This is a genomic window from Streptomyces sp. NPDC055103, assembly GCF_053607625.1.
Genome location: NZ_JBSGTX010000013.1, coordinates 80,775 through 107,667, shown reverse-complemented (window position 1 = coordinate 107,667; position 26,893 = coordinate 80,775). Strand labels below are relative to the sequence as shown.

Below are 26,893 nucleotides of genomic sequence, written 5' to 3'. Positions count from 1 at the left end.
ACGGCCTGGATCGACCGGCCACCCCCTCCCAGAGGCCGACCACACGTCCCCACCGGTCGGCCATCTCTCCCGGGCGCCCCCCGCTGCCGACCCCAGCGGTCGGAGTCCGCGCTGCCCGCGCGGAGCGCCCGGTCCGACGAACACCACGAGGTATCGCGACATGCGACTCAAGATCTCCGGAACGGCGGCGCTCTTCGCCGCCCTCTCCGCCCTCCTCCTCTCCCTTCTCGGCGCCGTGGGCACCGCGTACGCCGCCCCGGTGACCATCGCCAACGGGACCCAGTTCACCGCCCCCGACGGCAGCCCCGTGCACGCCCACGGCGGTGGCGTGGTCAAGGTCGGCGAGTACTACTACTGGTTCGGCGAGAACCGCAACGCGGACAACACCTTCCGGTACGTCTCCGCCTACCGCTCCACCGACCTGAGGACCTGGGAGTTCCGCCACCACGTCCTGACCGAGGCCTCGGACCCGGAGCTGGCCTGGGCCAACATCGAGCGGCCCAAGGTCGTGTACAACAGCGCCACCGGCCAGTTCGTGATGTGGATGCACAAGGAGAACGGCTCGGACTACGGGGAGGCGCGCGCCGCCGTCGCCGTCTCGTCCACGGTGGACGGCGACTACACCTGGCGCGGCAGCTTCCGGCCCCTCGGCCACATGTCCCGGGACATCACGACCTTCGTCGACACCGACGGCACGGGCTACATGATCTCGGCCGCCAACGAGAACGCCGACCTGCACGTGTACCGGCTGACCGCGGACTACACCGGGATCGAGTCCCAGGTCCAGAAGCTGTGGGCGGGGCAGTGGCGCGAGGCGCCTGCCATGTTCAAGCGCGGCGGCGTCTACTTCCTCCTCACCTCCGGTGCCACCGGCTGGTCCCCGAACCAGCAGAAGTACGCCACCGCCTCCAGCATCACCGGTTCGTGGACCGCCCTGAAGGACGTCGGCGACTCCACGGCCTACCGCAGCCAGACCGCGTACGTCCTGCCGGTCCAGGGCGCCCAGGGCACCAGCTACCTCTACATGGGCGACCGCTGGGGCAACTCCATGGGCGGCACGGTCAACGACTCCCAGTACGTCTGGCTGCCGCTCGACTTCCCCACCGACACCTCCATGACCATGGAGTACTCCCCGCAGGTCACCGTCGACACCGCCGCCGGGACCGTGACCGGGATGAGCGTCGCCTGGGAGACGCTGGCCGCCCGCCACAGCGGCAAGTGCGCCGACGTGGCGAACTTCGACACGGGCGCCGGCGCGCGGCTGATCCAGTGGGGCTGCGGCGAAGGCGTCAACCAGCACTTCTGGATCAAGAAGCTGGGCACCGGGTACGTCCAGATCATGGCCCGGCACAGCGGCAAGTGCCTCGACATCGCCGCGGCCTCGGCCGAGGACGGCGCGCCGGCGGTGCAGAACACCTGCGACGGCTCCCCCTCCCAGCAGTGGAAGGTCCGGACGACCGACACGGCCGCCTACGTCGAACTCGTCGCCCGGCACAGCGGAAAGTGCCTCGACGTCATGAACTGGTCGACGGGCGACGGCACCGCCCTCGAGCAGTGGACCTGCAACTCCGGCGACAACCAGAAGTGGCGGCGCGCGGCGGCCTGACCGCCGCCCACCGAGCGGGCCGGCGGCGCAGCCGTCGCCGGCCCGTGCGCCGTCAGCCCACGAGGACGGCCCGTGCGTCGTACGCCCGCGAGGGCGGCCCGTGCGCTCGCCGCGAGACCGGCGCGAGATCGGCAGGAGTGGCCACGTCCCGGGCCACCCCGCTGTCCGGCGCGCAACCTCCCCTCCCCAAGGAGCAGCCCGTGTTCCCGACCCGCAACCGACCGGCGTCGCGCCGATCCCGGTCACCTCACTCCCGTCCGTCGAGGAGGCTCGCCGCCCTGGGCGTCGCCACGGCCCTCGCGGCGACCGCCCTCACGACGGTCGGACCCGCCGCGTCCCCGGCGGCCGCCGCGGACTCGCCGGCCACGGCGCTGACCGTCCGCCTCGACCCGAGCTATCAGCATCCGGCCTTCCAGGGCTGGGGCACCGCACTGGCCTGGTTCGCCAACGTCACCGGCGGCTGGCCCGACGCACAGCGCAACGCCCTCGCCGACGCCCTCTACGGCGCCGACGGCCTCGGCTTCACCATCGCCCGCTACAACATCGGCGGCGGCGACAGCCCCGAGACCACCCGCTACATGCGGCCGGGCGGCGCCGTCCCCGGCTACTGGAACCGGCCCGGCACCGAGGCCCCCGACTGGTGGGACCCGAACCGCGCCGACCACTGGAACCCCGACGCCGACGCCAACCAGCGCTGGTGGCTCTCGGCTGCCAAGGCGCGCGGCGCGAGCACCTTCGAGGCGTTCTCCAACTCGGCGCCCTACTTCATGACCCGCAGCGGCCTGGTCTCCGGCGCGTACAACGCCTGGGAGGACAACCTCCGCTCCGACCAGTACGACCGGTTCGCCGCTTACCTCGCCGGCTCGCTCCAGCGGGCCCAGGCCGCCACCGGCGTCACCTTCGACTCCCTCTCGCCGGTCAACGAGCCCGACACCGACTACTGGCGCGCGGGCGGCCGCCAGGAGGGCTCCCACTGGGACCCGGCCTCCCAGGCCCGCATGATCACGACGCTGCGCGCCGCCCTCGACGCCAAGGGCGTGACGACCCCCGTCGCCGCCATGGACGAGACCAACCCGGGGAAGTTCCGGTCCGACTGGGAGGCGTACGCCCCCGCCGTCCGGGACGCCGTGGGCCGGCTCAACACCCACACGTACGGGACGGACGGCCGCACCGGGGCGCGGGACATCGCCAAGGGCGAGACCACGCCCCTGTGGATGTCCGAGGTGGACCTCGGCGGCAGCGTCCCGCAGAGCTTCACCGCCATGAGCCCCGCGCTCGACCTCGCCCAGCGCATCAACGACGACGTGCGCGAGCTGGAACCGCGCGCCTGGGTCCTGTGGCAGGCCGTCGAGGACTACGAGAACATGACGCCGTCCCGCGAGAACTCCAACTGGGGCCTGATCCAGACGGACTTCACCCCCGAGGACGCGGCGACCGAGCCCCTGCGCAAGAACAAGAAGTACTGGGCGATGGCGAACTACAGCCGTTTCGTCCGGCCCGGCGCGCGGGTCATGAACACCGACGACCCGCAGACCCTCGCGGCGGTCCGGCCGGAGGGCGGCGTGGTCGTCGTCCACACCAACGCCGGCGGTGAGGCGCGCGAGCTCACCCTGAACCTCGACGGCTTCCGGACGGCCACCGACGGCCCCGTCGAACGCTGGACCACCGACGCCGACAAGAACCTCCAGCGCGAGGGCGACGCGGCGGTCACCGGCCGGACCTTGAGGGCCACCGTCGGCCCCGGCTCCGTGACCACGTTCGTCCTGCCCACGGTCGACGGCGTGAACACCACGGCGACCACCGCACCCACCGACACACCGCGCCGGCTGCTCAACGACCACAGCGGCAAGGCCCTCGCCGTCGTCACCTCGGGCGGCAAGAGCACCGTCGTGCAGCAGAACCCCGTCCCGTCCGACACCGGGCAGCAGTGGACCTTCACCAAGCTGTCCGCGGGCGACTGGGGCAACACCGCCGCCTACCGCCTCACCCACGTCAGGTCCGGCAAGGCGCTCTCCGTCTCCGGCGACGCCCTGGTCCTCGCCTCGCCCGGATCGTCCACCGCCCAGCAGTGGATCCGCTCGACCACGGGCGACGGGCACAACACCCTGATCAACGCCGCCACCGGGAAGCTCCTCGACGTCATGGGCGCCTCGACCGCCGACGGCGCGCCCGTCGGCGTCTACCGGCCCACGACCGGCGGCAACCAGTCCTGGACCTTCGCCGGTACGGCACCCGACGTCTGGAAGACGCTCTCCCTCCGGCACAGCTCCCAGTGTCTCGACGTCGTCAACGCCTCGACCGGTGACGGCGTGGCCGTCGTCCAGTACGGCTGCGGCACCGGCACGAACCAGCAGTGGTCGCTGCGTCCCACCGGCGGCGGTTACGTGACCGTCGTCGCCCGCCACAGCGGGAAGTGCCTCGACGTGAGCGGCGAGTCCACGGCCGACGGCGCGGAGGTCTTCCAGTACGGGTGCACCGGCGGCCGCAACCAGGAGTGGGCGGTGCGCGCCACGGGCGACGGGTACCTCACCCTGACCGCCCGGCACAGCGCCAAGTGCCTGGGCGTGAGCGGCGGCTCGACCGCCGCCGGGGCGCCCGCCGTGCAGCGGACCTGCGACGGCGGCGCGAGCCAGCAGCTCCGGCTGGGCTGACGCGGAAAGAGCCGACGCCGGGCCCCGGCCGACGCCGAACAGCCGGGCTCCGACCCTCCGGTCGGAGCCCGGCTCCTCGCGTGCCGCCCGCGGGGGCTACTCCTCGGTGGGGCCGAGGTCGGGGCCCTCGCGGAGTTCGACGGTCCGCGCGCGGTGGCAGGCGTGCAGTTCCAGGACGACGATCTCGTTGGTACCCGGGCGCAGGACGGGCGCGGGGACGTACAGCGAACGCTGGGGACCGCGCGACCAGTACCGGCCCAGCGCGAAGCCGTTGACCCACACGCTGCCCTTCGTCCAGCCGCCGAGGTGGAGGAACGCGTCCGCCGGCTCGGCGACCTCGAAGGAGCCGCGGTGGAACATCGGCCCGGCCTGCGCCGTACCCGCCGAGAACGGCAGCGCGGCCAGGTCGGTCGGATCGGCCAGGCCGGTCAGCGGCAGTGGCCGGCTGGTCCACGCGGTCGGCTCCTCGCCGTCCACGAGGACCTCGCCCAGCAGGCCCTTGCGGTCGTGGATGCCGGGGCCGTAGTTGACGCGCCCCTGGTTCTCGACGAGCACGCCGAGGACGCTGCCCGCCCGGGGAGCCGTGAAGGCCAGGGCGTGCTCGTGGTTCTCCCGCTCCAGCACGCCGGCCGGGACCCCGTCGACGAAGACCTGGGCGCGGTCCCGGACGTGCTCCACCTCCAGCAGGGCCGGCCCGGCCGACGCGAGGACCGTCTCGTACAGGACGAACCCGAAGTCCTGCCCGAGCTGTTCCATGGTCAGGGGCCGCGGTGCGGCGACGGCCGTGCCGAGCGCCTCGGCACAGGGCAGCAGGCCGGCGCTCTCGGTGAGCGTCACGGTCGTCCGGGTGAGCTTGGGTCCGGGCGCGGGGACGGGCCCGGCCGGCACCGGCGCGTACCGGGCGATCACGTCACGGAAGGCGGAGAACTTCTCGGTCGGGTCGCCGGCCTCGTCGAGCGGGGCGTCGTAGTCGTACGACGTGACGGTGGGGCGGTAGGTGTGCTTGTCGTTGGCGCCGTTGGTGAAGCCGAAGTTCGTGCCGCCGTGGAACATGTAGAGGTTGACCGATGCCCCGGTGGCCAGCAGCTCGTCCAGGTCCCGCGCGGCGTGGCCGGCGTCCCGGACGACGTGGTGGCTGCCCCAGCGGTCGAACCAGCCGATCCAGAACTCCGCGCACATCAGCGGCCCCTTGGGCCGGCGGGCCCGCAGCTCGGCCAGACCCCGCGCTGAGCGGCTGCCGAAGTTGGCCGTGGCCAGCACCCCGGGCAGCGCGCCGCGTTCGAGGTCGGCGGGCTGGTCACAGGTGAACAGCGGTACGTCCACGCCGCGGCGGCGCAGCGAGTCCGCCAGGTGTTCCAGGTAGGCGGTGTCGTCGCCGTAGGCGCCGTACTCGTTCTCCACCTGGACGGCGAGGACGGGGCCGCCCTGGGAGGCCAGGTAAGGCCGGAGCGGGGTGAGGAGCCGGTCGAAGTAGTCGTCGACCGCGGCGAGGAACCGGGGGTCGCGGGAGCGCAGGCGTATGCCCGGCTCCGCGAGCAGCCAGGAGGGGATGCCGCCGCCCTCCCATTCCGCGCAGATGTACGGGCCGGGGCGGAGCAGCACGTGCAGCCCCTCGGCGGCGGCGAGGTCGAGGAACCTGGCGATGTCCAGTCCGCCGTCCGTCCTGAAGGTGTCCGGCCGCGGCTGGTGGAGGTTCCAGGGCACGTAGGTCTCGACGGCGTTGAGCCCCATGAGCCGGGCCTTGCGCAGCCGGTCCGCCCACTGGCCGGGATGGACCCGGAAGTAGTGCAGGCCGCCGGACAGGAGCCGAAACGGTTCGCCATCGAGGGTGAAGCCGCCGTCGTCGATCTGGAGAAGGGGCATGTGCGGGTGCTCCTGTGCTGGAGGTGGTGGGGCTCGCGCTGTCGCGGCCGGGGGAGGGCCTGCTCCCGATATGTTTACGTAAACACAAGGGGGATGGCAAGCTTCTGACCGCCGGGGGACAGGCGGCATGTGCGGTATGGCGATCCCGCTGCACCTGCTCGCCGCCGAGGCCGGACTCGTGAACACGTTCTGGGGCGTGTTCATCCCCGGACTCGTCTTCCCGTTCGGCGTCTACCTGTCCCGGGTCTTCAGCGCCTCCTACGTGCCGGACGAGGTCCTGGAGGCCGCGCGGATGGACGGGGCCGGCGAGTTCCGGACCTTCTGCCGCATCGCGTTCCCGATGATCGCGCCCGGCTTCGTGACCATCTTCCTCTTCCAGTTCACCCAGATCTGGAACAGCTTCTTCCTGCCCCTGGTGATGCTGTCCGACCAGGACCTGTACCCGGTCAACCTCGGCCTGTACGTCTGGTACTCGTCCGTGCTCACGCAGGGCCACCCCGAGGGCTACCCGCTGGCCGTCGTCGGCTCGCTGGTGGCCGTGGCCCCGTTGATCGCCGTCTTCCTGATGCTGCAGCGGTTCCGGAAGTCCGGCATGACCGCCGGCGCCGTCAAGTAGGCCGCCACCGTGCGTAGTTCCCCCATGAATCCGACCCCTCGACCCCGCGCCCTCTTCGCCATGGGCCGGCGCCACCGGGACGCGCTGTTCCCGCCCGCCGAGATCCAGCGACTGACGCCGTACGTCGACATCGGCCTCGACCATGTCGCCGAGGACCTGACAGAGGAGCCCGACCTGGCGGACGTGGAGATCCTGATCACGTCGTGGGGCTGCCCCGTTCTCGACGAGGAGATCCTGGCACGGGCACCGGCCCTGAAGGCGATCGTCCATGCCGCGGGAAGCGTCAAGCACCATGTGACACAGTCCTGTTGGGACCGAGGCCTCATGGTCTCCTCAGCCGCCGCCGCCAACGCCGTCCCTGTCGCCGAGTACACCGTCGCCTCGTGCTGGTCGGCGCCCAGTCCGACACCGAGGGCGGCGGCTCCCTGTGGACCTACTCCACGAAGACCGGCGAGAAGGCCGCGTACATCAACCCGGTCGACGGGATCCAGCTGGTGCGTGCCGTCGCCACCAGGGAAGGCGTCGCGTACCTCGGCGGCGACAACCCCACCTCGCAGGGGCCCCGCGGCACGATCGTCGCCTTCGACCCGGTCGCCGGGCGTGAGCTGTGGCGCGTCGACCTTCCCGCCTCCCTGACCACGGGAACGGCCGCACTGGCCGTGCACGGCAAGCACTTGTACGGACTCACGCGCAAGGGCGGCTTCTTCGTCGTCGACGTCACCATCCGCCGCGTGATCCACGCCGCCGACCACCGCGCCCTCTGCCCCGGCGTCGCGGCCATGGTCACCAGCCGCGGAGTCGTCTACGGCGTCTCCGACACCACCCTCTTCCGCTTTGACCCCAGGACGTTCGCCGTCAGGACCGTCCTCCCCGAGATCAACCGCGCCTGGTACAGCGGCCCGCACATCAACGCCGACAACCGCGGCCTGCTCTACACGATGCGCGGCCACCACCTCGTCCGTATCGAAGACAGGCCAGGGTTCTGACCATGAAGAAGGCCATGAAGAAGTCGACGAAGCGGTCCGTCGTCGCGATGGCGGCGGCCGGGACGCTCACCCTCGCGGGCCTGGCCACCCGCGCAGGCCGGACAGGACGGCGTGAGCCGGGCCTCCGAGGACTCGTGCGGCAGCACCAGCCTCTCCACGCCCCTGCTGGACATCGCCTACGCGAACGGCCGGCTGGACTCCGGCATCCCGAACCTGACCACGACGCACGCGACCGCGCCCGACGCCTCGTACGTCGTCCCCTCGGGGACCGACCACGCCGTCGCCCACAAGGTGACCCTGGGCGATCCCGGCTACGTCTCCGACGGCGCCCCGCGCAGCGAGAGCGCCACGAACGACGTCCACGAGGGCAAGTTCGTCGTGGGTGACGAGCAACGGTACGAGTTCAGCGTGCTGCTGAAGGACTGGGAGACCTGGGAGTCCGGGGAGTCGGAAGCGGGCGACATCATCCTCCAGGGGAAGCACGCCGGCGGAAACCTTCCCTCCTTCTACCTCATGACCAAGCGGAACAGCGTCGCCTTCCGCTCGCCGACCCTGAACCTCCAGTCCACCGTGGTCGGCGACTTCCGCCCCCACCTCGGCCAGTGGATGCACTTCCGGGTCGACGTGAAGTGGACGGACGACACCACCGGCTACTACAGGGTCGCCACCCGCATGCCCGGCGAACCGGACTTCACGCCGCGGCAGACGTACGAGAACGTGAAGACCTTCCACCCCGTGAACCCGGCGGACTTCGGCTGTCTCAAGTGGGGTCTCTACCGGCCCGGCCAGTCGCTGGAGAAGGGAGACGTGCCGACGCGCGTCGTCCACCACGACGACACGGGGTGTGGCGGGCGGCGGTCGACGCCCTCGCCGACGGCCTGCTCACCGCGCTCACGGTCCTCGACCCCCGCACGCTGATCATCGGCGGCGGCCTCGCCGAGGCAGGTGAGACCCTGCTCGCGCCCCTCCGCGCCGCCGTGGCGGAACGCGTCACGTTCCAGAAGCTCCCCACGATCGTCCCGGCGGGCCTCGGGGACGCCGCCGGGTACCTGGGCGCGGGGCTCCTCGCCCGCGACCTGCTCGCCACGGGGACGCCACGGTCCGTACCCGTCCGTCGGGCACCGGTCTGAGGCGCGCCCGCCCGGCGGACGCCTCGGTCAGGAAAGGAGCTCGACGTATCCGTCCGTCCCGTGCACGCGGATCCGCTGCCCGTCCCGGATCAGCCGGGTGGCCCGCTCCACGCCGACGACGGCCGGCAGGCCGTACTCCCGGGCGATCACCGCGCCATGGGTCATCTGCCCGCCCACCTCCGTCACCAGGCCCGCGATGCCGACGAACAGCGGCGACCAGCTGGGGTCGGTGAAGGTGGTGACCAGGATGTCGTCCGCGGCGAGGTCGGCATCCGCCATGTCGAGGACGACGCGGGCCCTTCCCTCGACGGTCCCGGCGGAGACCGCCAGACCGGTCAGCGCGCCCGCCGGCACGTCGTCGCGCCGGTACGCCCCGGTGACGGTCTCACCGTCCGAGGTGAGCACCCGCGGCGGGGTGAGCGCGTCGTACGACCGGAACGCCTCCTTGCGCCGCCGGATCAGCCGGTCGTCCGCGCGCTGCGCGCGCACGACCTCGTGGAGTTCCTCGAACGAGAGGAAGAAGGCGTCCTCCCTCTCCCGGAGCACACCTGCCCGTACGAGGCGCTCGGCCTCCGCCAACAGGGCCTGCTTGTAGACGAAGGTGCGGCAGACGATGTCGTACTTCGGGTACTCCCGGTATCCGATGAAGGTACGGACCCGGTCGATCATCCGCTGGGTCTCGTCGGCCTTCCGGTCCCCGTCCGGCAGCGCCCGCAGACGCGACAGCACGTCGTGTTCCTTCTTCCGGGCCCTCTGCCGCCCTTGCTCGAAGCGCCGCCCGGCGGCGCCCGGTTCGAAGTTCCTGACGTTGTCGAGGATCACGGGCACGAGGGTGGTGGGGCACTCGCGCCAGCGGGGCCTCGTGATGTCGATCTCGCCGACGCAGCGCATGCCGTACCGGTCGAGGTAGGCCTCGATGGCGTCGCGCGCCTCGGCGCCGCCCGGGAGCTTCGCCAGCTCGTCCAGGAAGCCCTCGTCCTCGACGTCCCGCAGGAAGGCCACGACCTCCGACCGCGGGCGGATCACGTCCGCGACGTCGAGCAGCGCCAGTCCCATCTCCGACGTGACGTTGCCGGGGGCGGACAGCGTGAGCGTGTCGGCCACGTTCTTCTCGCCCAGCCACTCCTCGAGCTTGTCGTTGAGCCACCACGTGGCCTCCATCCCCGCCATGACCGCCCGCATGTTCACCGGGTCGCCGAGCACCCGCTTGTGCTCGGCGAAGGCCTCCAGCAGGAAGTCGAACAGCGCCGGCCCGCTCTTCGTCCGGATGTCGCGCTCCAGAGCGGTGACGGACGCCCGGCTGCGCGCGATCAGCTCGGTGACGACGACCGGATCCGTCTCGATCGGCGCGGGCCCGGGCGGAGGCGGGGGCGTGGGGCCGGGCGGGCCGCCGGACGGCTGCCCACCCGGCTCCACGTCCGGGAGTGGCGGGACGAAGTCGTCGCGGTCGAGGACGGTCTCCAGAGCGTCCCTGATCAGCGGATCGCCCTTCCCGATGGCGTCCAGGAGACCGGCGCGGCTCGCGGGCGAGGCCAGGCGCCGGGTGACGTCGACGAACAGCCTCCCGCCGGCCTCGAGCATCGGCACCATGGCCGTAAGCCGCCACATGGAGAGCCCCAGCGGCTTCATGGCGTCGGTCATCATCTGCCCGTGACCGACGGAGACGTAGACGTGGTTCTCCTGGTCAGCGGCCTCGGGGACGGGGAACAGCGTCGTGATCGGCCGGCTCTGCACGAACTCGAAGCCGTCGTCGACCAGACACCATTCGATGTCCTGCGGGCGGCCGAAACGCTCTTCGATCCGCCGCCCGAGCCGTACGAGCCGCAGGACCTGCGCATCCGTCAGCGCCGGCTGCTCCTGCCGCCCCGGAGCGATCGCCACGTCCCGCGTACCGCCGTCCGGCAGGGCCTGGACGGCACGCTGCTTGGCGGCGATCGTCCGGGCGACGACCTCACCGTCCCGCACGGCGAAGACGTCCGGGTTCACCAGGCCGGAGACCAGGGCCTCGCCGAGGCCGAAGCCCGCTTCCACGGTGGCGACCTTCCGGTTGCCCGTGACGGGGTCGGCCGTGAACAGGATCCCCGACGCGTCCGGGAGGACCATCCGCTGCACGACCACGGCCATGTGGACCGTACGGTCGTCGAGGCCGTTCCGGCGGCGGTAGGTCACGGCGCGCTCGGTGAACAGCGAGGCCCAGCACCGGCTGATGTGCCGGAGGATCTCCGCCGTCCCCACGACGTTCAGATACGTGTCCTGCTGGCCGGCGAACGAGGCCGTCGGCAGGTCCTCCGCCGTCGCGCTGGACCGGACGGCGTAGGCGGCTCCCTCGCCGGACCGGGCGACCGCGCGGGTGATCGCCGCCGCGACGTCGTCCGGGACGGCGGTCCCTTCGACGGTCCGCCGGATCCGCGCGCTGAGCGTGCGGATCGCCTCCCGGTCGTCCGGGGCCGAGCGCGCCAGCTGATCGAGCTGATCGTCGAGCGACGGCGCTTCCGCCATGATCCGCCGGAAGGCGTCCGTCGTCACGCAGAAGCCGCCCGGCACGCGGATCCCTTCGATCCGCGACAGCTCGCCCAGGTGCGCGCCCTTGCCGCCGACGAGGGCGACCTGTCGCTCATGGACCTCGCCGACCTCGCCGACCTCACCGAGGTCCCGCACGTACCGCTCGGTCATCGCGACACCTCGGGGGCAGCCGTGGCGTTGCGCTCGACGTCGGGCGACGGGCGCACCACGCGATGGTGGAGGAGGACGATGCCCGAGCCGAAGGTGCGGCTCTCGACGAGTTCGAGATCCACCCGGCGCTCGGTACGGGGAAAGTACGGGATGCCACCGCCGACGAGCACGGGGTAGACCAGGGTCCGGTACTCGTCGATCAGGTCGGCCGCGGCCGCCTCGGCGGCGAGCGTCGCGCCGCCGATCGCGATCTCGCCGTCCCCCGGCTCGGCCCGCAGCCGCGCGATCTCCTCGGCCACGCTTCCGGAGGCCAGGCGGGCACGGCCCCGCACGGCGGACAGCGTCGTGGAGAACACCACCTTGGGGAGGGGGTTCCAGAGCGACGCCCATTCGAGCATCGAGTCGTCGAGGGACGGCTCCTGGTCGACGGTCTCCCAGTACAGCATCGTCTCGTACAGCCGTCGCCCCAGCAGATGGACGCCGACCCCGCGGATCTCGTCGATCCAGAAGCGGAAGGCCTCCTCGTCGGGCTCCGTCCAGTCGAATGTCCCGTCCGGCCCGACGATGTAGCCGTCGAGGGAGACACCCATCGAATAGGTCACGCTGCGCATCGGAAGACCTCCTCGGTTCAGGTTCGACAGTACGGCCGCGGGATCACGGCCCGCACGTCTTCGTACGGTGGCTCGCCCCAGTGAGCCCGCTCCGACGTCGCCGGCTCACTGACCGCCGGCATCGGCCTCGTCGCGGGCCCGCGTCAGCCGAGCGCGTCCGGCACGAGGGCGGGGGCCGCGTCGGGTTCCGGTTCCTGGTGGGGATCCGTCAGTTGCTCGCGTACGTAGTTCCACACCACCGCGATCAACGCGGCCACGGGCACGGCGAGCAGGCTGCCCACGATGCCGGCCACGCTGCCCCCGAACGTCACCGCCAGCAGGATGACCGCCGCGTGGAGGCCGAGGCCGCGGCTCTGGACCATGGGCTGGAAGACGTTGCCCTCGAGCTGCTGGACGACCACGATGATCGCCAGGACGATCAGCGCGTCGGTCGGGCCGTTCGACACCAGGGCGATGAGGACCGCGACCAGACCCGCGAACAGGGCGCCGATGATCGGCACGAACGCCGAGACGAACGTCAGGACGGCCAGCGGGAGCACCAGGGGAACGTCGAGGATCCACAGCCCCAGGCCGATGAGGACGGCGTCGAGCAGACCGACGAACGCCTGGGAGCGCACGAACGCGCCGAGCGTCTCCCAGCCGCGTTCGGCCACGACCGGGATGTCGGTGGCGAGCCGGCCGGGGAGCTGCCGGGTGAGCCACGGCAGGAAACGCGGTCCGTCCTTGAGGAAGAAGAACATCAGGAAGAGCGCGAGGAAGGCGGTGACCACACCGTTGAAGACGGTGCCGACTCCCGTCGCGACGGCGTTGACCATGCTGCCGATGCTGTTCTGGAGGCGGGCGACGGCGCTGTCGAGGGCGCCGTTGATCTGACTGTCGCCGATGTTGAGGGGCGGCCCGGCCGCCCACTCGCGCAGCCGCTGGATCCCTTCGACCACGCCGTCGGCGAGTTCGCCGGACTGGGACGCCATCGGTACGGAGATCGACGCGACGACGCCCGCGACGAGCAGGAGGAAGAGCACGGTCACCGTGGTCGCGGCCAGGGCGGGGGGCCAGCCGTGCCGACGCAGGAACCGGGCCGGCGGCCAGGTCAGGGTGGTGAGGAACAGGGCGGCGATCAGCGGCCACGCTATGGACCACATGCGGCCCACGAGCCACAGCGTCACCGCGGCCATCAGCAGCACGAGGAGTGACTCCGCGGAGAAGCGGGCGGCCGTCCGGAGTGCGGCGGTGGATTTCGTGGGACTCAGCATGGGAGACATCCAAGCATTCCCGCGCGACGCCGAATCACGCACCGGGCCCCACTATGAGGGCCGATCGGCTCAGGCGCGGCGCGCCTCGACCGTCCGGGCGGTCGCCGGTGGAGTATCGGTGGGACGGCACGGGGGCCTGGGACGGCCCGCCCCACGTACGAAGAGGTCCGGCCATGCAACCGTTCATCGAGGACGACACCCTCGGCGCCCTGCCGGCGGCGACGTGACCCCCGCCCCGCGCGGGGCCGCGGCGGGGGGCGACGGGGCCGGTGGCGGCCGTTACGGCGAGGACGTCTTCCGTCCCGGGCAAGCGGGCGAGGACGAGCGCATCGACTTCGGCGCCCTCGCCTACGACGACATCACCATGGCGCGGCTGCGGGCGCTCGGGGTCGGCCCGGGATGGCGCTGCCTCGACGTGGGTGCCGGCACGGGCACGGTCTCCCGGCGGCTGCTCACCGAGGCCGGGGTGGAGAGCGTGCTCGCCGTGGACCGCGACGTACGGTTCCTCACGCGGCGGCCCGTGCCGGGGCTCGACGTGCTGGAGGCCGACATCACCGCCCGGGACTTCGATCCCGGCCGGTTCCGGCTCGTCCACGCGCGCTTCGTGCTGATGCACCTGCCCGAGCACGACCGTGTGATCGCCCGACTCGCCGAACTTGTCGAACCCGGCGGGGTGTTGGTGCTCAGCGACGCGGTCGATCCCCACCCGGCGAACGACCGCGCCGCCGGCACTCCGTACACGGAGATGATGCGGGCGATGTGGCAGGGGCTTCGCGACGCCATCGGCACCGATGTCGGCTGGGTACCGTCGTACCCCCAACTGCTTCGGGAGGCCGGGCTGATGCCCGTCGCCGCGGAGATGCATGTGCCGCCGCTGTCGCCCGGCAGCCCCATCAGCCGCTTCTGGGCGGACACATGGCAGCGGAGCAGGGCGGCGATGCTCGCCACCGGACTGGTCGACGACACGGCCGTCGACGCCGCGATCCGGTACCTGGACTCCGAGGAGTGCGCCGCCCTGTCGGCCGGCATGCTCACCACCTGGGGGCGGAAGCCCGGCTGACCGGCGTCGGCCGGCCCGGCACGACCGGGAGGTGCGGTCCCGGTGCGCCTCAGGAGGCGACGGGCGCGGCGTCGGTGTCGGTGTCGGCGCCGGTGAAGGGCGGGTAGTCCTCCTTGCCGCTGCGCTCCGCCGCCTCGATGTAGGAGGTGAGGGCTTCGCGGGACCGGGCGATCCGGTCCATCTCGTCGTCGAGGCGCCGCAGGCGCGAGCGCATCGCGGTCAACAGCTCGGCGCATCCGGGGAGTTCCGGCGTCTCGCCTTCCGCGCAGGGCAGCAGATAGGCGATGTCCTCGGAGGACAGCCCGGCCCCGAGCAGGTGCCGGATCTGCTTCACCCTCAGCAGTGCCGTCTCGCCGTACTCGCGGTAGCCGTTCGCTCCGCGGTCCGCCTCCAACAGGCCCTGGGCCTCGTAGTAGCGCAGCTGGTGGGCGTTGACGCCCGCCCGACGACTCAGTTCACCGATCAGCATCGCGACCTCCCTTGACCTTCACACCGGTATCAACGTTGACGATGCTGCCATGAACAACACCCCACTTGCCCCTGTGACGGTCATCGGACTCGGACGGATGGGCCAGGCACTCGCCGGCGCGTTCCTGAAGGCGGGTCACCCCACGACCGTGTGGAACCGTACGTCCTCCAAGGCCGACCAACTGGTCGGCGCGGGAGCCCGGTCGGCGCCGACGGTCGCCGACGCGCTCACGGCGAGCCCCCTGACGATCATCTGCCTCACGGACTACCGGGCAGTGTACGAACTGCTCGGCGCGGACGGAGTCGACCTCGACGGTGCGACGCTGATCAACCTGACCTCGGGAAGCTCGGGCCAGGCCCGGGAGGCCGCCCGGTGGGCCGAGCAGCGCGGAGCCCGCTACCTGGACGGCGCCGTCATGGCCGTCCCGCCGGTGATCGGGACCGCCGACGCGGTGATTCTCCACAGCGGACCGCAGGAGCTCTTCGCGGCGCACGAGTCGACCCTCGAAGCCCTCGGCACCGTGACCCACCTCGGCGAGGACCACGGCTTGGCGTCGCTGTACGACGTGGCCGGTCTGGCCATGATGTGGAGCGTCCTGAACGCCTGGCTCCAGGGCACCGCCCTGCTCAGGACGGCGGGCGTCGACGCCGCGACGTATGCGCCGTTCGCACGTCGGATCGCCGCCGGCGTGGCCGAGTGGCTGCCCGGGTACGCCGAGCAGATCGACAAGGGATCCTTCCCGGCCGAGGTGGCGGCGCTTGAGACCGACGCGCGGGCGATGGACCACTTGATCGAGGAGAGCGAGGCGGCGGGCGTCAACACCGAACTGCCCCAGCTGATCAAGGCGATGGCGGACCGTGCGATCGCCGCCGGGCACGGCGGGGAGCAGTACCCCGTGCTGATCGAGGAGTTCGGCAAGCCCCACCGGGACTGACCGGTCAGCCGACTGACGATCGACCACCGGCCGGTCGACCGGATCAGGAGTCGACCGGATCAGGAGTCGAGCGGATCAGGAGTCGAGCGGGCCTCCCGGGGCACTCCCGGGAGGGGGCAGCTCCTGCGTGGTGTCGCTCAGCCCGTCGCGTGCCAGACCGTACTCCCGGGGGTGGTCGCCCGCTCCGGGCAAGGAGAGCGCGGTGCGGAACTCCCGCTGCGCCTCGGCGTGGCGCCCCGCCGCCGCGTACGTGTTGCCGAGGCGGACGCGGACCCCCATCTCCAGCCAGGTGCTGGTGTGCGGAGTCAGCGCCGACAGCGCCTCGTGGTGGGTCTCGACGGCCGCGCGCAGATCGCCCTGCATGTGCTCCGCGGCGGCCAGCCGTGACAGGCCCGCCGTGCGCAGGGGGAGGTCCTCGGCCTCGCGGGCCAGTTCGGCGGCCCGCCGCAGCAGGTCCGTGGCCTCCGCGTGCCGGCCGAGGGCCTGCTGCGCCTCCGCGACGAAGCACAGGGTGCTGCTGATCGTCCGGGGGCGGCCGTTCTTCTCGGCGAGGGTGAGCGCGGTGGCGTAGTGGTCGAGCGCCAGCTCGTGCCGCCCCTGCTGGGAGTGGATCGCGCCGAGGTTGCAGTTCGCCATCCCGGTCAGCCAGTCGTCGTCGAGGCCGGCCGCCAGCTCCACCGCCTCGCTCAGGTGGGCCAGCGCCTCCTCGGTCCTGCCCAGCGGCCATGTCGCGGCGCCGAGACCGGCGATCGCCCGGGCGTGGTCCCGAGGATCGCCCTGGTCGCGGGCGTACCGCAGTGCTTCGGTGAACCGTTCGCGAGCCTGCCGGAACCGACCCTGGTAGACGTCGACGATGCCCAGGCAGATGCGCAGCGAGGAGGGCATCCGCCGGTCGGTCGTCATGTCGGCGTGATCCAGAGCGTGTTCCAGCGCGGTGCGGCACTCGTGGAAGTGGCCCTGGCGTGCCAGGTGGTCGACCAGGGCCTCGGCGATCCAGCAGGCGTGGTCGAACTCGCCGGCGGCGGTGGCGAAGGCCACCACGTCGACGAGATCGCCGCCCGCCGCGTTCAGCCACGCGGAGGCGTCTGCCGAACCGGAACGACCGGGCGGGCCACCCCGACCACCCCGACCACCCCGGCCGCCCCGGTCGGCCCAACCACCCCAACCACCCCAACCATCCCCACCAGGGAAGGGCGAACCGTTGACCTCATGGCCGGTGGGGAAGGCCTCCGGGCCCCAGTCGCCGGCGGCGCGGCCCGCCGACGCGTAGAGCCGCAGGACGGCGGAGCGGTCCGCGGCAGCCTCCTGGGGTGATCCGGCGGCGAGCCGACGCGCGTGCGCCCGGACGAGATCGTGCAGCCGGTAGCGGCCGGGATGCGGCTGCTGGAGCAGACTCGCGTCGACCAGGTCCTCCAGGAGATCCTCGGCGTCCTCGACGGACCGGCCCAGCATGGCGGCGAGGGTGAGCCCGTCGAAGCGGGCGGTCGGCGCCGAGCCCAACGCTCGGAAACCGCGCCGCAGTTCGGGGGCGAGCTGGTCGTACGACATCCGGAAGGCGGCCTCCACGCTGCGGTCCCCGGCCCGCAGCTCACCGAGGCCGCGCGCGTCGTCGGACATCCGGTCCGCCAGAAAGGCCAGCGTCCATGACGGGCGGTTCTGCAGCCGGGCGCTCGCGATGCGCAGCGCCAGCGGGAGGCCGCCGCAGCGCCGGGCGAGCTCGCGCGCCGCCTCGGGCTCGCGGTCCGCCCGGGACGTCCCGAGGAGCTCCCGGAACAGACCGACGGCGTCCCCCGGGCCCAACGGCTCCACGGTGAGCCGGAGATCGGCGTCGAGGCCCGGCAGGCGGTGCCGGCCCGCCACGAGGACCCGGCTTCCCGGTCCCGCGGGCAGCAGCGGCCGTACCTGCTCGGCGCTGCGGGCGTTGTCCACGACCAGCAGCAGCCGCAGCCCGCTCGTCGCCGCACGCCAGGCGGTGACGAGTTCCGTCACGTCGTCCGGTCCGTCGGGGTCGCCCGGAAGACCCGGCTCGTCCGAGTCGCCCAAGTCGACCGAAGCATACGGGAGTTCCTCGCCCGCTCCGCGGACCGCGCGCAGCATCCGGCGCAGCGCCCGCTGCGGGCCGACGCTCTCGTGGGCCGCGCCGTACGCGTGCAGGTCCACGAACAGACAGCCGTCGGGATGAGCGTCGCCCAAGGCCCAGGCGGCGCGCACGACCAGGGCGGTCTTGCCGACGCCCGCGGTGCCGTCGATCGTCATCACGGTCACGGCGCCGGGAGGCACAGGGCCCGTGAGCAGGGCGAGTTCGGCCTCGCGGCCGACCAGGCAGGCGATGTCGCCGGGCAGTTCGTTACGGCGGGGGAGAGGGCCGGGGTGGGGGAGAGGGCCGGTGCCGGGGCGGGTGGAGGAGGAGTGCGCGTGGGCGTCCTCGCCCGCGGGAGAGCCGTCCGGGTCGGGGACGTACCGGTGAGGGACGTTCGCTTGAGGGACGTGAGCGTGGGGAACGTTCGCATCCGGGGCGTCCGCGTGAGGGATGCCCGCGTGCGGGATGCCCGGGTACGGGACGGCCGCGTGGGGACCGGGTGCCCGGCCGAGCAGCAACCGGTCCTCCCGCCGCAGCACGGCCTGGTGCACACGGCGCAGTTCCTCGCCCGGCTCCACGCCCAGCTCGTCGAGGAGCCGACGCCGCGTCTCCTGGTAGACGGCCAGCGCCTCGGCCTGCCGGCCGCTGCCGTACAGGGCACGCATCCGCAGGGCGGCCAGCGGCTCGTCGTGCGGCTGGGCCGACGCCGCCATGAGGCCGTCCAGCGCCTCGGGATACCGCCCGAGCAGCACCAGGCACTCGACACGGTCCTGGTGGAGGGCGCGTCGCTGCCGGGTGAGGCGGTGCCGCTCGGTTTCGGCGAGCGGCCCCGGCAGGCCGGGCAGCGGCTCGCTGCGGAGCAGTTCCAGAGCCAGGCCGCCGTGGTCGAGAGCGCCGCCGAGGTCACCGGCGGCCTTCGCACGCCGGGCGAGACCGGTGTGTTCGGCGAGGTCGTCGAGGTCGGTCCGGGTCTCGCCGGGCGCGAAGCGGTAGCCGCCGTGACCCCCTTCGATCACCGACCGGGCCGGCCCGGCGCCCGCCGCGTCCAGTGTCTTGCGCAGGCCGTAGACGTAGCTCGGCAGGACGCGGTGACCCGTACCCGGCGGTTCGGTTCCCCAGACGTCGTCGAGGAGCTGCCCGTACGTCACGAAGGCAGGTGCGCGCAGGATCAGGGCGGCGAGAACCGCCTGTCGCCGCACCGGGCCGAGGGCGAGCGGCGCGTCACCGCGACGGGCCCCGACGGGCCCGAGCAGCGCGATCCACAGCCGCCCCCTCGTTTCGTCCGCGTCCGGTTCCGGACGTACTGCGTCCACGCCCACTTCGAAGCCTCATGTCCCCGTGATTCCCTGCCCGTGCAGGCCCGTGCAGTATCCCAAGTCTCCTGCATCAGCGGAATTTCATCCGCGCTGCAGAGCCCCGCGCGAGTGTGTGACGCGTCATGTCGGTTGCCGGCGGGCCGGGCGGTGAGCGGGAGCAGTCGGTCGGTGAGGAGCAGCCGGCACCCCCTCAAGAGAGGACATGTCCCCATGTCACATGTCAGCGGTGCGTCCGGCGCACGGCCCACCCGTCGAGGCGGCCGATGGGAGCGCTATCGGGTCACCCATCCGTTCTCCGCCCAGGACCAGGCGGCCCTGTGGGGGTCGATCGTGGGCGTCGTGGCTCTGGCCGCGTTCCTCGGCTGGGCACTCGACATGAAGGGCGGTGTCGTCATCGTCGCGGCGTTGCCTTTCATCATCGCCTCGTTCGAGAACCGTCGCACGGCGTTCCAGTTCGACGCGGCCGGCGCCCGTTTCGGCGCGGTGCCGGTGCCGTGGGCGGACATCACCCAGTTCGTCGTGGTCACACCGGCGGACGGACAGCGGGCACTGATCGGCGCGCGGTTGCGTCCCGGCGCGGCCCTTCCGGCGGAGGCGACCGCCGCGGCCCACCCGGCCATGCCCGCGCCGATCCATGTCGCCGTTCCGCGCGCCAAGTTCGACCTGGCGAAGATGGTCCACAAGGCCAGGAAGTACGCACCGTCGCATGTCCAGATCGTGGTCGCTGACGCGTCCGGCGAACGCGTCGCCTCCTAGAAGACCTCGCTCGGACCGGCGGACAATAGGGGAGAACCACCGATGCACAACCCGCCACAGCCCTGGTACCGGCCGCACCAGCCACAGCAGCCTGTCCCGCACAACCCGTACGCCCCCGAGGGCTACACCCCGCCGGAACCACCGCCTCGCCGCGGACGCTTCGGCAAGGGACCGCTGATCGCCACGGTCGTCGTTCTGCTGCTCCTGGCGGGGAGCGGCTGGGTGTACACCCTCGCCGACGGCCGGTGGGGCGGCCCGACCGCACCCGTGGCCGACAAGGCGGCCGGCCCTTCCGCGACGCCGACCCCCTCCCGTACTCCTGCCGTCGCCACGCCGGCCCCGAAGAGGATCCCGACGTCGGAGGAGATCAACGCGGGCCGCAAGGCCGGAGACGCCACGGCGTGGATCGCCGACGACCGGACCGACCTGCCGCGCCGCACTATCAAGCTCTACGACCTGTGGATCGTCGGCGACACCGTCGTCCAGGCCGCGTACGAGAAGGTCACCGCCCGCCGGCTGTCGGACGGTGCCGAGGTGTGGAGCGTGTCCTTGCCCGCCTCCGTCTGCGAGGCGCCGCACAACCCGACCCCCGACGGAAAGATCGTCGTGGTCTACCGGAGCAACCGGGCCTGGACCGGGAACCGCTGCAACCAGCTCCAGATGATCGACCTCAGGACCGGAAAGGCGGGGTGGCACAGGAAGCTCACCGAGACCGGTTCCATGGACGACACGATCATGGTGAACAGCGCGATCAGCGGTGGCACCCTCGCCATCGTCCAGAGCATGAAGGCCGCCGCGTACCGGGTCGACACCGGAGCCAAGCTCTACGACATCCCCCTGGAGAACCCCGGGGCGTGCTACCCCGACAACCTCGCGGGCGGCACCCGGCTCGTGCTGAGATCCACCTGTGCGATCAGCGCCGACCGCGCCACGTCCTACCATCAGCTCCGCGAGATCGACCCGACCACGGGGAAGGTCAGCCGGCGCTATCGCACCCAGCCGGGCTGGAGCGTCGGGAAGATGCTCTCCGTCGACCCGGTCGTCTTCACCGTCCACCACCACAAGGACATCACCGGGAACTGGCGGGTCGTCGCCCTCAAGCCCGACGGGAAGCCCCGCGTCACCATCGACGCCCGGCCCAAGGGCTTCACGTACTGCGCTGACGCGGGGGACTCGGGAGGGAACATGCAGCGGTGCGCGGGCACCGCCGTCGGCAATGACATCGTGTTCCTGGGCGGCACCGACCGGGTCGGCGGCTACAGCCTCGACACCGGGAAACTCGTGTGGGGCGTGAAGTCCTCGGACAGCACCCTGCACCCGCTGCGCTCGGACGGCGGGCCGTTCGCGCTCGTCTACGAGGCGGCCTCGGCGGAACGGCCGGGCGGGGTCATCCGGTTCGGCCCGGGGGGCGTGGACACGAAGAAGCAGGTGCTCCAGCATCCTGTGACGGCCCGGTCCACGGAACGCGGCATGCTCGCCGGACGCCTGGCCTACGCGAACGGACGGATCGTGATCACGCCGTCGAGTGTGTCCGGGAACGACGCGACGCACGAGGCCCGCATGCTGTCCTTCGCTCCCGGAGCTCCGTGACGGGACCCGACGTACCGGACGCGCCGGACGTGGCTGGAGGCACGGCACTGCACGCGCCGGACGAGCCGGGTCGGTCGTCGGGCCGTATCCGGTCCGTTCGGCGTACGGGAGCGGCGGGAGTGCGGCAGAGTCGTGAACGGGCACCCGAACGGGAGTCCGCAGGGGGAGTCCGCAGGGGGTCCGGGCGAGGACAGGAGGGGGCAGTGATGGACGGCGCATGGCTTCGGCGATTCGGCGGCGTGCCGCAGGAGGGACCGGAGAGAGAGGCCCGGCTGGTCTGCTTCCCGCACGCGGGCGGCGCGGCATCGTCGTTCGTGCGCTTCTCCCGTCTGCTGAGTCCCGTGGTCGACGTGCTGGCCGTGCAGTACCCGGGGCGGCAGGACCGGTACCGGGAGCGGCCGGTCGAGTCCGTCACGCGTCTCGAGGAACTCGTCGCGGACGCCCTGGATCCGGTGGACGACCGGCCGTACGCCTTCTTCGGGCACAGCATGGGAGCGGTTGTCGCGTACGAGACGGCGCGCACGCTCGCGGCGCGGTCCGCGCCGGGACCCGTGCGACTGTTCCTCTCCGGCCGGTCCGCGCCGGGACCCCGGCCCGAGGCCGGTGATCGGGTGGTCGGCGACGCCGACGTGATCGCGGAGATCCGGAGGCTCGGGGGGACGGGCGCGGGCGTCCTGGACGATCCCGAACTGATGGAGCTGGCCCTGCCGGCCCTCCGCGCCGACTACCGGGCCGTCGGGGCGTACGCCTGGGAGCCGGGCCCGCCGCTGGACTGCCCGATCACGGTGCTCGTCGGCGACGCGGACCCCGTGGCCCCGGTCGCGCGGGCGGCGGAGTGGAGCGGTTTCACCAGCGCGGAAACCGATCTGCGGGTCTTCCCCGGCGGCCACTTCTACCTCGACGGTCACACGGAGGAGATCGGGGACGTGATCACCGCCACGCTGGGCGTCCGCGTCTGACACCGCCGTGGCGCGCGCGTACGCGCTAAGTACCTGTTCCTGAACCTCGACCGCGCGCCTGGCGTAAGGAGCGCTGGGCCTTGGTGAGCGCTGTAGGTGGCCCGCAGGGTAGTTGGCGCGTCGACCGGACGGGCGACGCGAATAGCTGGCCGTCGGATGCACTCCACCCCGACCGCCCCTGCCGGCTCCCTTCCCGGGAACCGGCAGGGGTGGTTCGCGGCTGCCTAGTCCTGGTGGGCGCCCTGGATGATCCGGCCGACGATGGCCGCGGCCTGCTCTGGGTGCCTCTCCAGCCATGTGCCGAGGTGTTCCCGTACGGCCTCGGCGACGCTGGTGCGCACTGCGGCGCCGCCCAGCACGCCGCGCGTGGAGCCCGAGAACTCGGGCCGGTCCAGCTTCACCGACACGACCGCCGTCAGACCGTCGCCGATCTGGTCGACGCTGAGATCGGGGGCTGCCTCCGCCAGGAGCCGCCGCTCCCGCACGTGCGCGTTGACCGCGGCCGCCACCCCGTCGCGGAATCCCGCCATGTGCGTGCCGCCGTAGGGTGTGGGCTCGCTGTTGGCGTAGCTCTGGAGTCGCTCCTCGTGGGAGCCACGCCACCGCAGGGCCACCTCGACCGTCCCGGCGATCCGCGGGTCTTCCCGCTCGAAGCCGATGACGTCTGGGTGAACGGACGCTCCCGCCTGCGCGTCGAGGAAGGCGACGAAGTCCCGAGCCCCGCCCGGGAACCGGCACCGCACCGATCGGGACCCGCCCGGGGGGCGTTCGTCGGTCAGCGAGATGTCCAGGCCCCGGTTGAGGAAGGCCAGTTCCCTGAAGCGCTCTGCCAGCACCGCGAACGAGCACTCCGCCGTCTCGAAGATGTCGGTGTCGGGCCAGAAGGCGATGGTGGTCCCGCCTCTGGTCGTCGGTCCTGCGCTGGTGGGTGGGGTGAGCGCGACGCCGCGCGCGTACTCCTGGACCCAGTGGACCCCCTCGCGTCGTACCTCGGCTGTCAGTCGGCTCGACAGGGCATTAGTGACGCAGGGCCCGACGCCGAAGAGGCTCATGGCCACAGCGTGGCGGCCGCCTGGCTCCGCCCCGGGGTGCATTTGGGTCAGTAGGGCTTCGAGGCCGGGACCGCCTGTGTCCCCTGCGGCCTCAACGGGGACACCCGGCCCGTCGTCGGCGACACGTACGCCACCGTCGGGCGTGAGGGTGACGTCGACGGCGCTGGCACGGCCGGCCAGGACTTCATTTACCGCCCGGCCGACGACATCGAACACCATCTGGTGCAGGCCGCGCTGGCTGGTCGAGCCAACGTACATCCCGGGCCGCTTCCGAACGGCTTCCAACCCCTCCAGTACCTGGATGTGGCTAGCGTCGTACGGGTTGTCGGCGTCACTCATTAAGTCCCCCCAATGGTGTCTCCAGCGGAGCCCCCAGCCTAGGCGGATCTAGGGAAAATGCCAGGTCAGACCTTATTCGTCGAGGGCGTGGACGGGCGGGTGGGCGCCTGCTCGGAGGAGGTCGGCCCAGGGATCGCGCGCCGCTGTCGGAGGGCAGCCGGGGGCCTGCGGAGACCGCGCCAGACCCCATTTCCGGCGACCCCGAGGCCTCCGATTCCGATGCGTCACACGCCTGCCCGGAACGCAGTGTCCGGTCGCTTCATCGCTGGACTCCTCTCGGAGCACGTACATGGCCGGCGGGCCGACTGGGGGCTCGCAGCTGGGCAGTTCGTGGAGACTGGGATGGGTCGCTTGAGAGGCCGGTGTTCATCCGTTTCGGTGGTGTGCGTATGAGAGGCTGACGAGCCGTGCAGCGCCGTACGAGGGTGCGTGAGTCGGAAGGCGCGGTTGGCGTTCGCGGCGGTGACCGAGGTCAGTCCCGCTGTGCCTCGCGTGAGGCGGGCTGGCCTGTCCGGCGGGAGGTGCGGCGGGTGATTCGCCTGGTCATCAGCGTGATCGCGGCCCAGGTGATGAGCGACTCGGAGTGCTGGATGAGCCGTTCGTAGTCGCGGGCGTGCCGACGGGCGTGCATGACCCAGGCGATCGACCGTTCGACCACCCAGCGGCGGGGCAGCACGACAAACCCCTTGGCGTCCTTGGGCCGGCTCACCGTCTTGACCGTGAGGTTCAGGTACTTCTTCGCCCAGGTCACGAGCTGTCCGGCGTAGGCCGAGTCGGCCCAGACGATTGTGATCTCCGGGTGCATCAGCCGCAGCCGGAACAGCACTTCCTTGGCCGCGTCGCGGTCGGTGATGTCGGCTGGGGTGACCATCACGAAGAGCGGCAGGCCCTTGGTATCCACGACCAGGTGGCGCTTGCGGCCGTTGATCTTCTTCGCCGCGTCGTAACCGCGCGAGTCCTTGCCCACGGTCTCGGCGGCCTTCACGGACTGCGAGTCGATGATGGTGGCGACCGCCCCGGGCGATCGGCCCATGTCCCGGCGTACGCGCTTGCGGAGCTGGTCACGGATCTGCCCGATCACCCCAGCTGCCGCCCAGCGGGCCATGAAGTTGTAAGCCGTCCGCCAGGGCGGGAAGTCCTACGGCAGGGCCCGCCACTTGCAGCCGGTGTCGACGACGTACCGGATCGCGTCCACGATCTCGCGCCGCGGGTGGCCTTCCGGCCGCCCGCCACGAGGGGTCTCGCAGGCTGGGACGGGCAGGAGCGGTTCGATCAATGCCCACTCGTCGTCGTAAGTGTCCGAGGGGTAGCAGCGGCGCCGGGCCAACGCCCCCTCCTTTCATGGGGGTGGGGGACGGCCGCGAAGCGGTCGGCCCCCACCGGGTCATGCGTCGATGTAGTCGGCGATCACGTCGAGTGTGGACTCGACGGAGTTGAGCTGGGTGTTCAGGTGCCGGATCCACCGGCCCTTGGGTTGGAGTGCTGCGTGCGGGGCGACGACGCCGGTGATGAACCGGCGGATCTCGGTGAGCTTCTCGCGGATGACCGCGACCTCGTAGGTTTGAAGCTCAGTGGGGTCGGAGCAGAACTTGTAGCCGTCCGCTCTCGTCCAGATCAGGGGCGGCCAGCCGTGTTCGGCGATGGTGTCCCGCAGACAGGCCAGGCCTGAGCGGGCCTGGTGAGCAGAAAGCTCGCTCGACCTGACCAACTGGTTGAAGGCCAGGCCAGCCGGCCGCGCCTCGAAGAGGATGAAGCGGACGGTGTCGGCGTGCCGCTGGGCAGCCGGTGACCGGCGCTGTGACGCGCGCGGCATCCCACTACTCGCCTTGCAGAAGGCGGGCCAGCTCGCCGTCGACGTCGACCTTGCCGGTGTCGACGGCCGTCTCGATCCAGTCGAGCGTCGCCCGTACTCGGGCGACGTTCTCGTGAATGATCACCTTCTCGTTGTCGCTGAGCTGCCGGTCCCGCATCCCAGGAACGACCCGTCCAGAGGCCGCGACGAACGAGTGGCAGGCGGTGATCAGGTCCAGGAACTCCACCGATCGGTCGATCCGCTTCACCGCCGGCGCGACCGGACTCGTCCGCTCGAAGTCCTCGCGGGCCTGCCGGCCCCGCTCGACCTGAGCGTGATTGACCTGGTGACGTGCGGTGTCGTCCGACATGGCCCGGTAGGCGACGTCCGGTCGGCGCAGCAGGCCCGTGGTCACCGTCGCGGCGACACTCTCGTCGCGGGTCAGTTCCTCGACTGCCCGGACCCGGTCTTCCTGCCGGACCTGCGCGACGACGGTGGGCCGCTTGAGCAGATCGCCGGTGACGGCCGCGGCGATCTGTTCGTCCTCGACCAGTACGTGGGCCGCGCTGATCCGGTCTTCCTGGCGGACCTGGGCGACCACGGACGGACGTCGCAGCAGGTCACCCGTGATGACCGCGGCGACTTCCTCGTCCCTCGCGAGGGTGTGGATCGCGCTGACCTTCTCCTGAGGCGTGATCGGCCTCTCGACCTGGCGGCCGACCCTCCGCGACGCGTCGTCGGGAGTCCACCGGGCCTTCCCTTCCGGTGGGGTGAGGATCGCGGTGAACCGCTCCTCCTCGTTCGAGATAGCCGCCAGGATTCGGTGGACTGTGAAGGACACGCGGGCCTGCCGGTGCTGTTTGGGCCACCGCGAAGCGACCCAGCGGGCTCCGTTCACTGCCGAGTAGGACAAGCCGATGTCCTCGGCCAAGCGGAACAGCGAGTCCTTGACCGTGAACAACTCCTCGCCCCTGTCCTGCGGGCCCTGCTCTCGCATGGGCTCGATCTCCAAGGCGTAGTCGCCGATCGCGAACTGACCCCGGGTCTGGGCTTCCACGATTTTGCGCAGTTCCGCGACGATCTGCTCGTAACGGTGGGCGCTGACGCTGCCGACCTTGTCGGCACTCTCGATCTTCTCGGGCATGGTTCTCACCACC

Annotated in this window: 17 protein-coding genes and 5 pseudogenes; 12 read left to right on the top strand and 10 right to left on the bottom strand. The window is 71.8% G+C overall.

The annotated features are described in order from the left end of the window. Positions 1–160: 160 nt before the first annotated feature. Together ACWFR1_RS11455 and ACWFR1_RS11450 are read left to right on the top strand one after the other, a co-directional pair. The gene (locus tag ACWFR1_RS11455; RefSeq protein ID WP_453549209.1) at positions 161–1,606 is read left to right on the top strand and encodes an RICIN domain-containing protein; all 1,446 of its coding nucleotides are present in this window, start codon (positions 161–163) and stop codon (positions 1,604–1,606) included. 200 nt (positions 1,607–1,806) lie between these two features. Beyond that, positions 1,807–4,257, top strand: coding sequence for an RICIN domain-containing protein (locus tag ACWFR1_RS11450; protein ID WP_453549207.1), 2,451 nt, complete (start codon positions 1,807–1,809; stop codon positions 4,255–4,257). 96 nt (positions 4,258–4,353) lie between these two features. Here the strand turns inward: ACWFR1_RS11450 and ACWFR1_RS11445 are convergent, their stop codons facing one another. Beyond that, the gene (locus ACWFR1_RS11445) at positions 4,354–6,120 is read right to left on the bottom strand and encodes a beta-galactosidase (RefSeq protein ID WP_453549204.1); all 1,767 of its coding nucleotides are present in this window, start codon (positions 6,118–6,120) and stop codon (positions 4,354–4,356) included. Between the two features lie 136 nt (positions 6,121–6,256). On the opposite strand from ACWFR1_RS11445, the pseudogene ACWFR1_RS11440 reads away from it, so the two are divergent. The 5 genes and pseudogenes from ACWFR1_RS11440 to ACWFR1_RS11420 all read left to right on the top strand — a co-directional run. After that, a pseudogene (locus tag ACWFR1_RS11440) lies at positions 6,257–6,736 on the top strand (carbohydrate ABC transporter permease); the annotation flags it as partial. A gap of 24 nt (positions 6,737–6,760) precedes the next feature. Beyond that, positions 6,761–7,144 (top strand): annotated as a pseudogene (locus ACWFR1_RS11435) (hydroxyacid dehydrogenase); the annotation flags it as partial. Continuing rightward, the gene (locus ACWFR1_RS11430; RefSeq protein WP_453549274.1) at positions 7,120–7,722 is read left to right on the top strand and encodes an outer membrane protein assembly factor BamB family protein; all 603 of its coding nucleotides are present in this window, start codon (positions 7,120–7,122) and stop codon (positions 7,720–7,722) included. The pseudogene ACWFR1_RS11435 and the gene ACWFR1_RS11430, both read left to right, overlap by 25 nt. Positions 7,723–7,833: 111 nt before the next feature. Continuing rightward, positions 7,834–8,499: pseudogene (locus ACWFR1_RS11425) on the top strand (heparin lyase I family protein); the annotation flags it as partial. 14 nt (positions 8,500–8,513) lie between these two features. Then, a pseudogene (locus tag ACWFR1_RS11420) lies at positions 8,514–8,852 on the top strand (ROK family protein); the annotation flags it as partial. A gap of 27 nt (positions 8,853–8,879) precedes the next feature. Here the strand turns inward: ACWFR1_RS11420 and rph are convergent. The 3 genes from rph to ACWFR1_RS11405 form a co-directional block, all read right to left on the bottom strand. Next, complete coding sequence (rph, locus tag ACWFR1_RS11415) at positions 8,880–11,525, bottom strand: rifamycin-inactivating phosphotransferase (RefSeq protein ID WP_453549201.1); 2,646 nt, start codon at positions 11,523–11,525, stop codon at positions 8,880–8,882. Continuing rightward, positions 11,522–12,136: a dihydrofolate reductase family protein gene (locus ACWFR1_RS11410; RefSeq protein ID WP_453549198.1), complete on the bottom strand. Its 615-nt coding sequence runs from the start codon at positions 12,134–12,136 to the stop codon at positions 11,522–11,524. Before ACWFR1_RS11410 ends, rph begins: the two co-directional genes overlap by 4 nt. Positions 12,137–12,279: 143 nt before the next feature. Further along, positions 12,280–13,398, bottom strand: coding sequence for an AI-2E family transporter (locus ACWFR1_RS11405; RefSeq protein WP_453549196.1), 1,119 nt, complete (start codon positions 13,396–13,398; stop codon positions 12,280–12,282). A gap of 214 nt (positions 13,399–13,612) precedes the next feature. On the opposite strand from ACWFR1_RS11405, the gene ACWFR1_RS11400 reads away from it, so the two are divergent. Next, a complete protein-coding gene (locus ACWFR1_RS11400; RefSeq protein ID WP_453549194.1) occupies positions 13,613–14,449 on the top strand; it encodes a class I SAM-dependent methyltransferase in 837 nt (278 codons plus the stop codon). A 49-nt stretch (positions 14,450–14,498) separates the two neighbouring features. Here the strand turns inward: ACWFR1_RS11400 and ACWFR1_RS11395 are convergent, their stop codons facing one another. Then, positions 14,499–14,918, bottom strand: coding sequence for a MerR family transcriptional regulator (locus tag ACWFR1_RS11395; protein WP_453549192.1), 420 nt, complete (start codon positions 14,916–14,918; stop codon positions 14,499–14,501). Positions 14,919–14,967: 49 nt separating this feature from the next. On the opposite strand from ACWFR1_RS11395, the gene ACWFR1_RS11390 reads away from it, so the two are divergent. Then, positions 14,968–15,852, top strand: coding sequence for an NAD(P)-dependent oxidoreductase (locus ACWFR1_RS11390; RefSeq protein WP_453549190.1), 885 nt, complete (start codon positions 14,968–14,970; stop codon positions 15,850–15,852). A 75-nt stretch (positions 15,853–15,927) separates the two neighbouring features. Here ACWFR1_RS11390 and ACWFR1_RS11385 read toward each other — a convergent pair whose 3' ends face one another. Then, positions 15,928–19,245 (bottom strand): AfsR/SARP family transcriptional regulator, encoded by a 3,318-nt coding sequence (locus ACWFR1_RS11385; RefSeq protein WP_453549188.1) that lies wholly within the window; start codon positions 19,243–19,245, stop codon positions 15,928–15,930. 213 nt (positions 19,246–19,458) lie between these two features. Here ACWFR1_RS11385 and ACWFR1_RS11380 point away from each other — a divergent pair, with 213 nt between their 5' ends. From ACWFR1_RS11380 to ACWFR1_RS11370, 3 genes are all read left to right on the top strand, one after another. After that, positions 19,459–20,004, top strand: a complete 546-nt coding sequence (locus tag ACWFR1_RS11380; RefSeq protein WP_453549185.1) for a hypothetical protein — start codon at positions 19,459–19,461, stop codon at positions 20,002–20,004. A gap of 42 nt (positions 20,005–20,046) precedes the next feature. Then, positions 20,047–21,594 carry an outer membrane protein assembly factor BamB family protein gene (locus tag ACWFR1_RS11375; protein WP_453549183.1) on the top strand — a complete coding sequence of 516 codons (1,548 nt, stop codon included), beginning with the start codon at positions 20,047–20,049 and terminating at the stop codon, positions 21,592–21,594. A gap of 206 nt (positions 21,595–21,800) precedes the next feature. After that, a complete protein-coding gene (locus ACWFR1_RS11370; RefSeq protein ID WP_453549181.1) occupies positions 21,801–22,553 on the top strand; it encodes a thioesterase II family protein in 753 nt (250 codons plus the stop codon). A gap of 224 nt (positions 22,554–22,777) precedes the next feature. Here ACWFR1_RS11370 and ACWFR1_RS11365 read toward each other — a convergent pair whose 3' ends face one another. The 4 genes and pseudogenes from ACWFR1_RS11365 to ACWFR1_RS11350 all read right to left on the bottom strand — a co-directional run bounded on the left by ACWFR1_RS11365 (position 22,778) and on the right by ACWFR1_RS11350 (position 26,880). Further along, on the bottom strand, positions 22,778–23,605 hold the full coding sequence (locus ACWFR1_RS11365; RefSeq protein ID WP_453549179.1) for a hypothetical protein: 828 nt from the start codon (positions 23,603–23,605) through the stop codon (positions 22,778–22,780). 811 nt (positions 23,606–24,416) lie between these two features. Then, positions 24,417–25,271, bottom strand: a pseudogene (locus ACWFR1_RS11360) (IS5 family transposase). A gap of 57 nt (positions 25,272–25,328) precedes the next feature. After that, positions 25,329–25,757: a RacP protein gene (locus ACWFR1_RS11355; protein ID WP_453549177.1), complete on the bottom strand. Its 429-nt coding sequence runs from the start codon at positions 25,755–25,757 to the stop codon at positions 25,329–25,331. A gap of 4 nt (positions 25,758–25,761) precedes the next feature. After that, the gene (locus tag ACWFR1_RS11350; protein WP_453549174.1) at positions 25,762–26,880 is read right to left on the bottom strand and encodes a DUF6192 family protein; all 1,119 of its coding nucleotides are present in this window, start codon (positions 26,878–26,880) and stop codon (positions 25,762–25,764) included. Positions 26,881–26,893: the final 13 nt, after the last annotated feature.

Bases quoted from the DNA above. Each gene is read 5' to 3' on its own strand.
- ACWFR1_RS11375 (WP_453549183.1), top strand. From the start codon at position 20,047: ATGCACAACCCGCCACAGCCCTGGTACCGGCCGCACCAGCCACAGCAG.
- ACWFR1_RS11395 (WP_453549192.1), bottom strand. From the start codon at position 14,918: ATGCTGATCGGTGAACTGAGTCGTCGGGCGGGCGTCAACGCCCACCAG.
- ACWFR1_RS11405 (WP_453549196.1), bottom strand. From the start codon at position 13,398: ATGTCTCCCATGCTGAGTCCCACGAAATCCACCGCCGCACTCCGGACG.
- ACWFR1_RS11445 (WP_453549204.1), bottom strand. From the start codon at position 6,120: ATGCCCCTTCTCCAGATCGACGACGGCGGCTTCACCCTCGATGGCGAA.
- rph (WP_453549201.1), bottom strand. From the start codon at position 11,525: ATGACCGAGCGGTACGTGCGGGACCTCGGTGAGGTCGGCGAGGTCGGC.
- ACWFR1_RS11365 (WP_453549179.1), bottom strand. From the start codon at position 23,605: ATGAGCCTCTTCGGCGTCGGGCCCTGCGTCACTAATGCCCTGTCGAGC.
- ACWFR1_RS11355 (WP_453549177.1), bottom strand. From the start codon at position 25,757: ATGCCGCGCGCGTCACAGCGCCGGTCACCGGCTGCCCAGCGGCACGCC.
- ACWFR1_RS11370 (WP_453549181.1), top strand. From the start codon at position 21,801: ATGGACGGCGCATGGCTTCGGCGATTCGGCGGCGTGCCGCAGGAGGGA.
- ACWFR1_RS11380 (WP_453549185.1), top strand. From the start codon at position 19,459: ATGTCACATGTCAGCGGTGCGTCCGGCGCACGGCCCACCCGTCGAGGC.
- ACWFR1_RS11455 (WP_453549209.1), top strand. From the start codon at position 161: ATGCGACTCAAGATCTCCGGAACGGCGGCGCTCTTCGCCGCCCTCTCC.
- ACWFR1_RS11390 (WP_453549190.1), top strand. From the start codon at position 14,968: ATGAACAACACCCCACTTGCCCCTGTGACGGTCATCGGACTCGGACGG.
- ACWFR1_RS11350 (WP_453549174.1), bottom strand. From the start codon at position 26,880: ATGCCCGAGAAGATCGAGAGTGCCGACAAGGTCGGCAGCGTCAGCGCC.
- ACWFR1_RS11410 (WP_453549198.1), bottom strand. From the start codon at position 12,136: ATGCGCAGCGTGACCTATTCGATGGGTGTCTCCCTCGACGGCTACATC.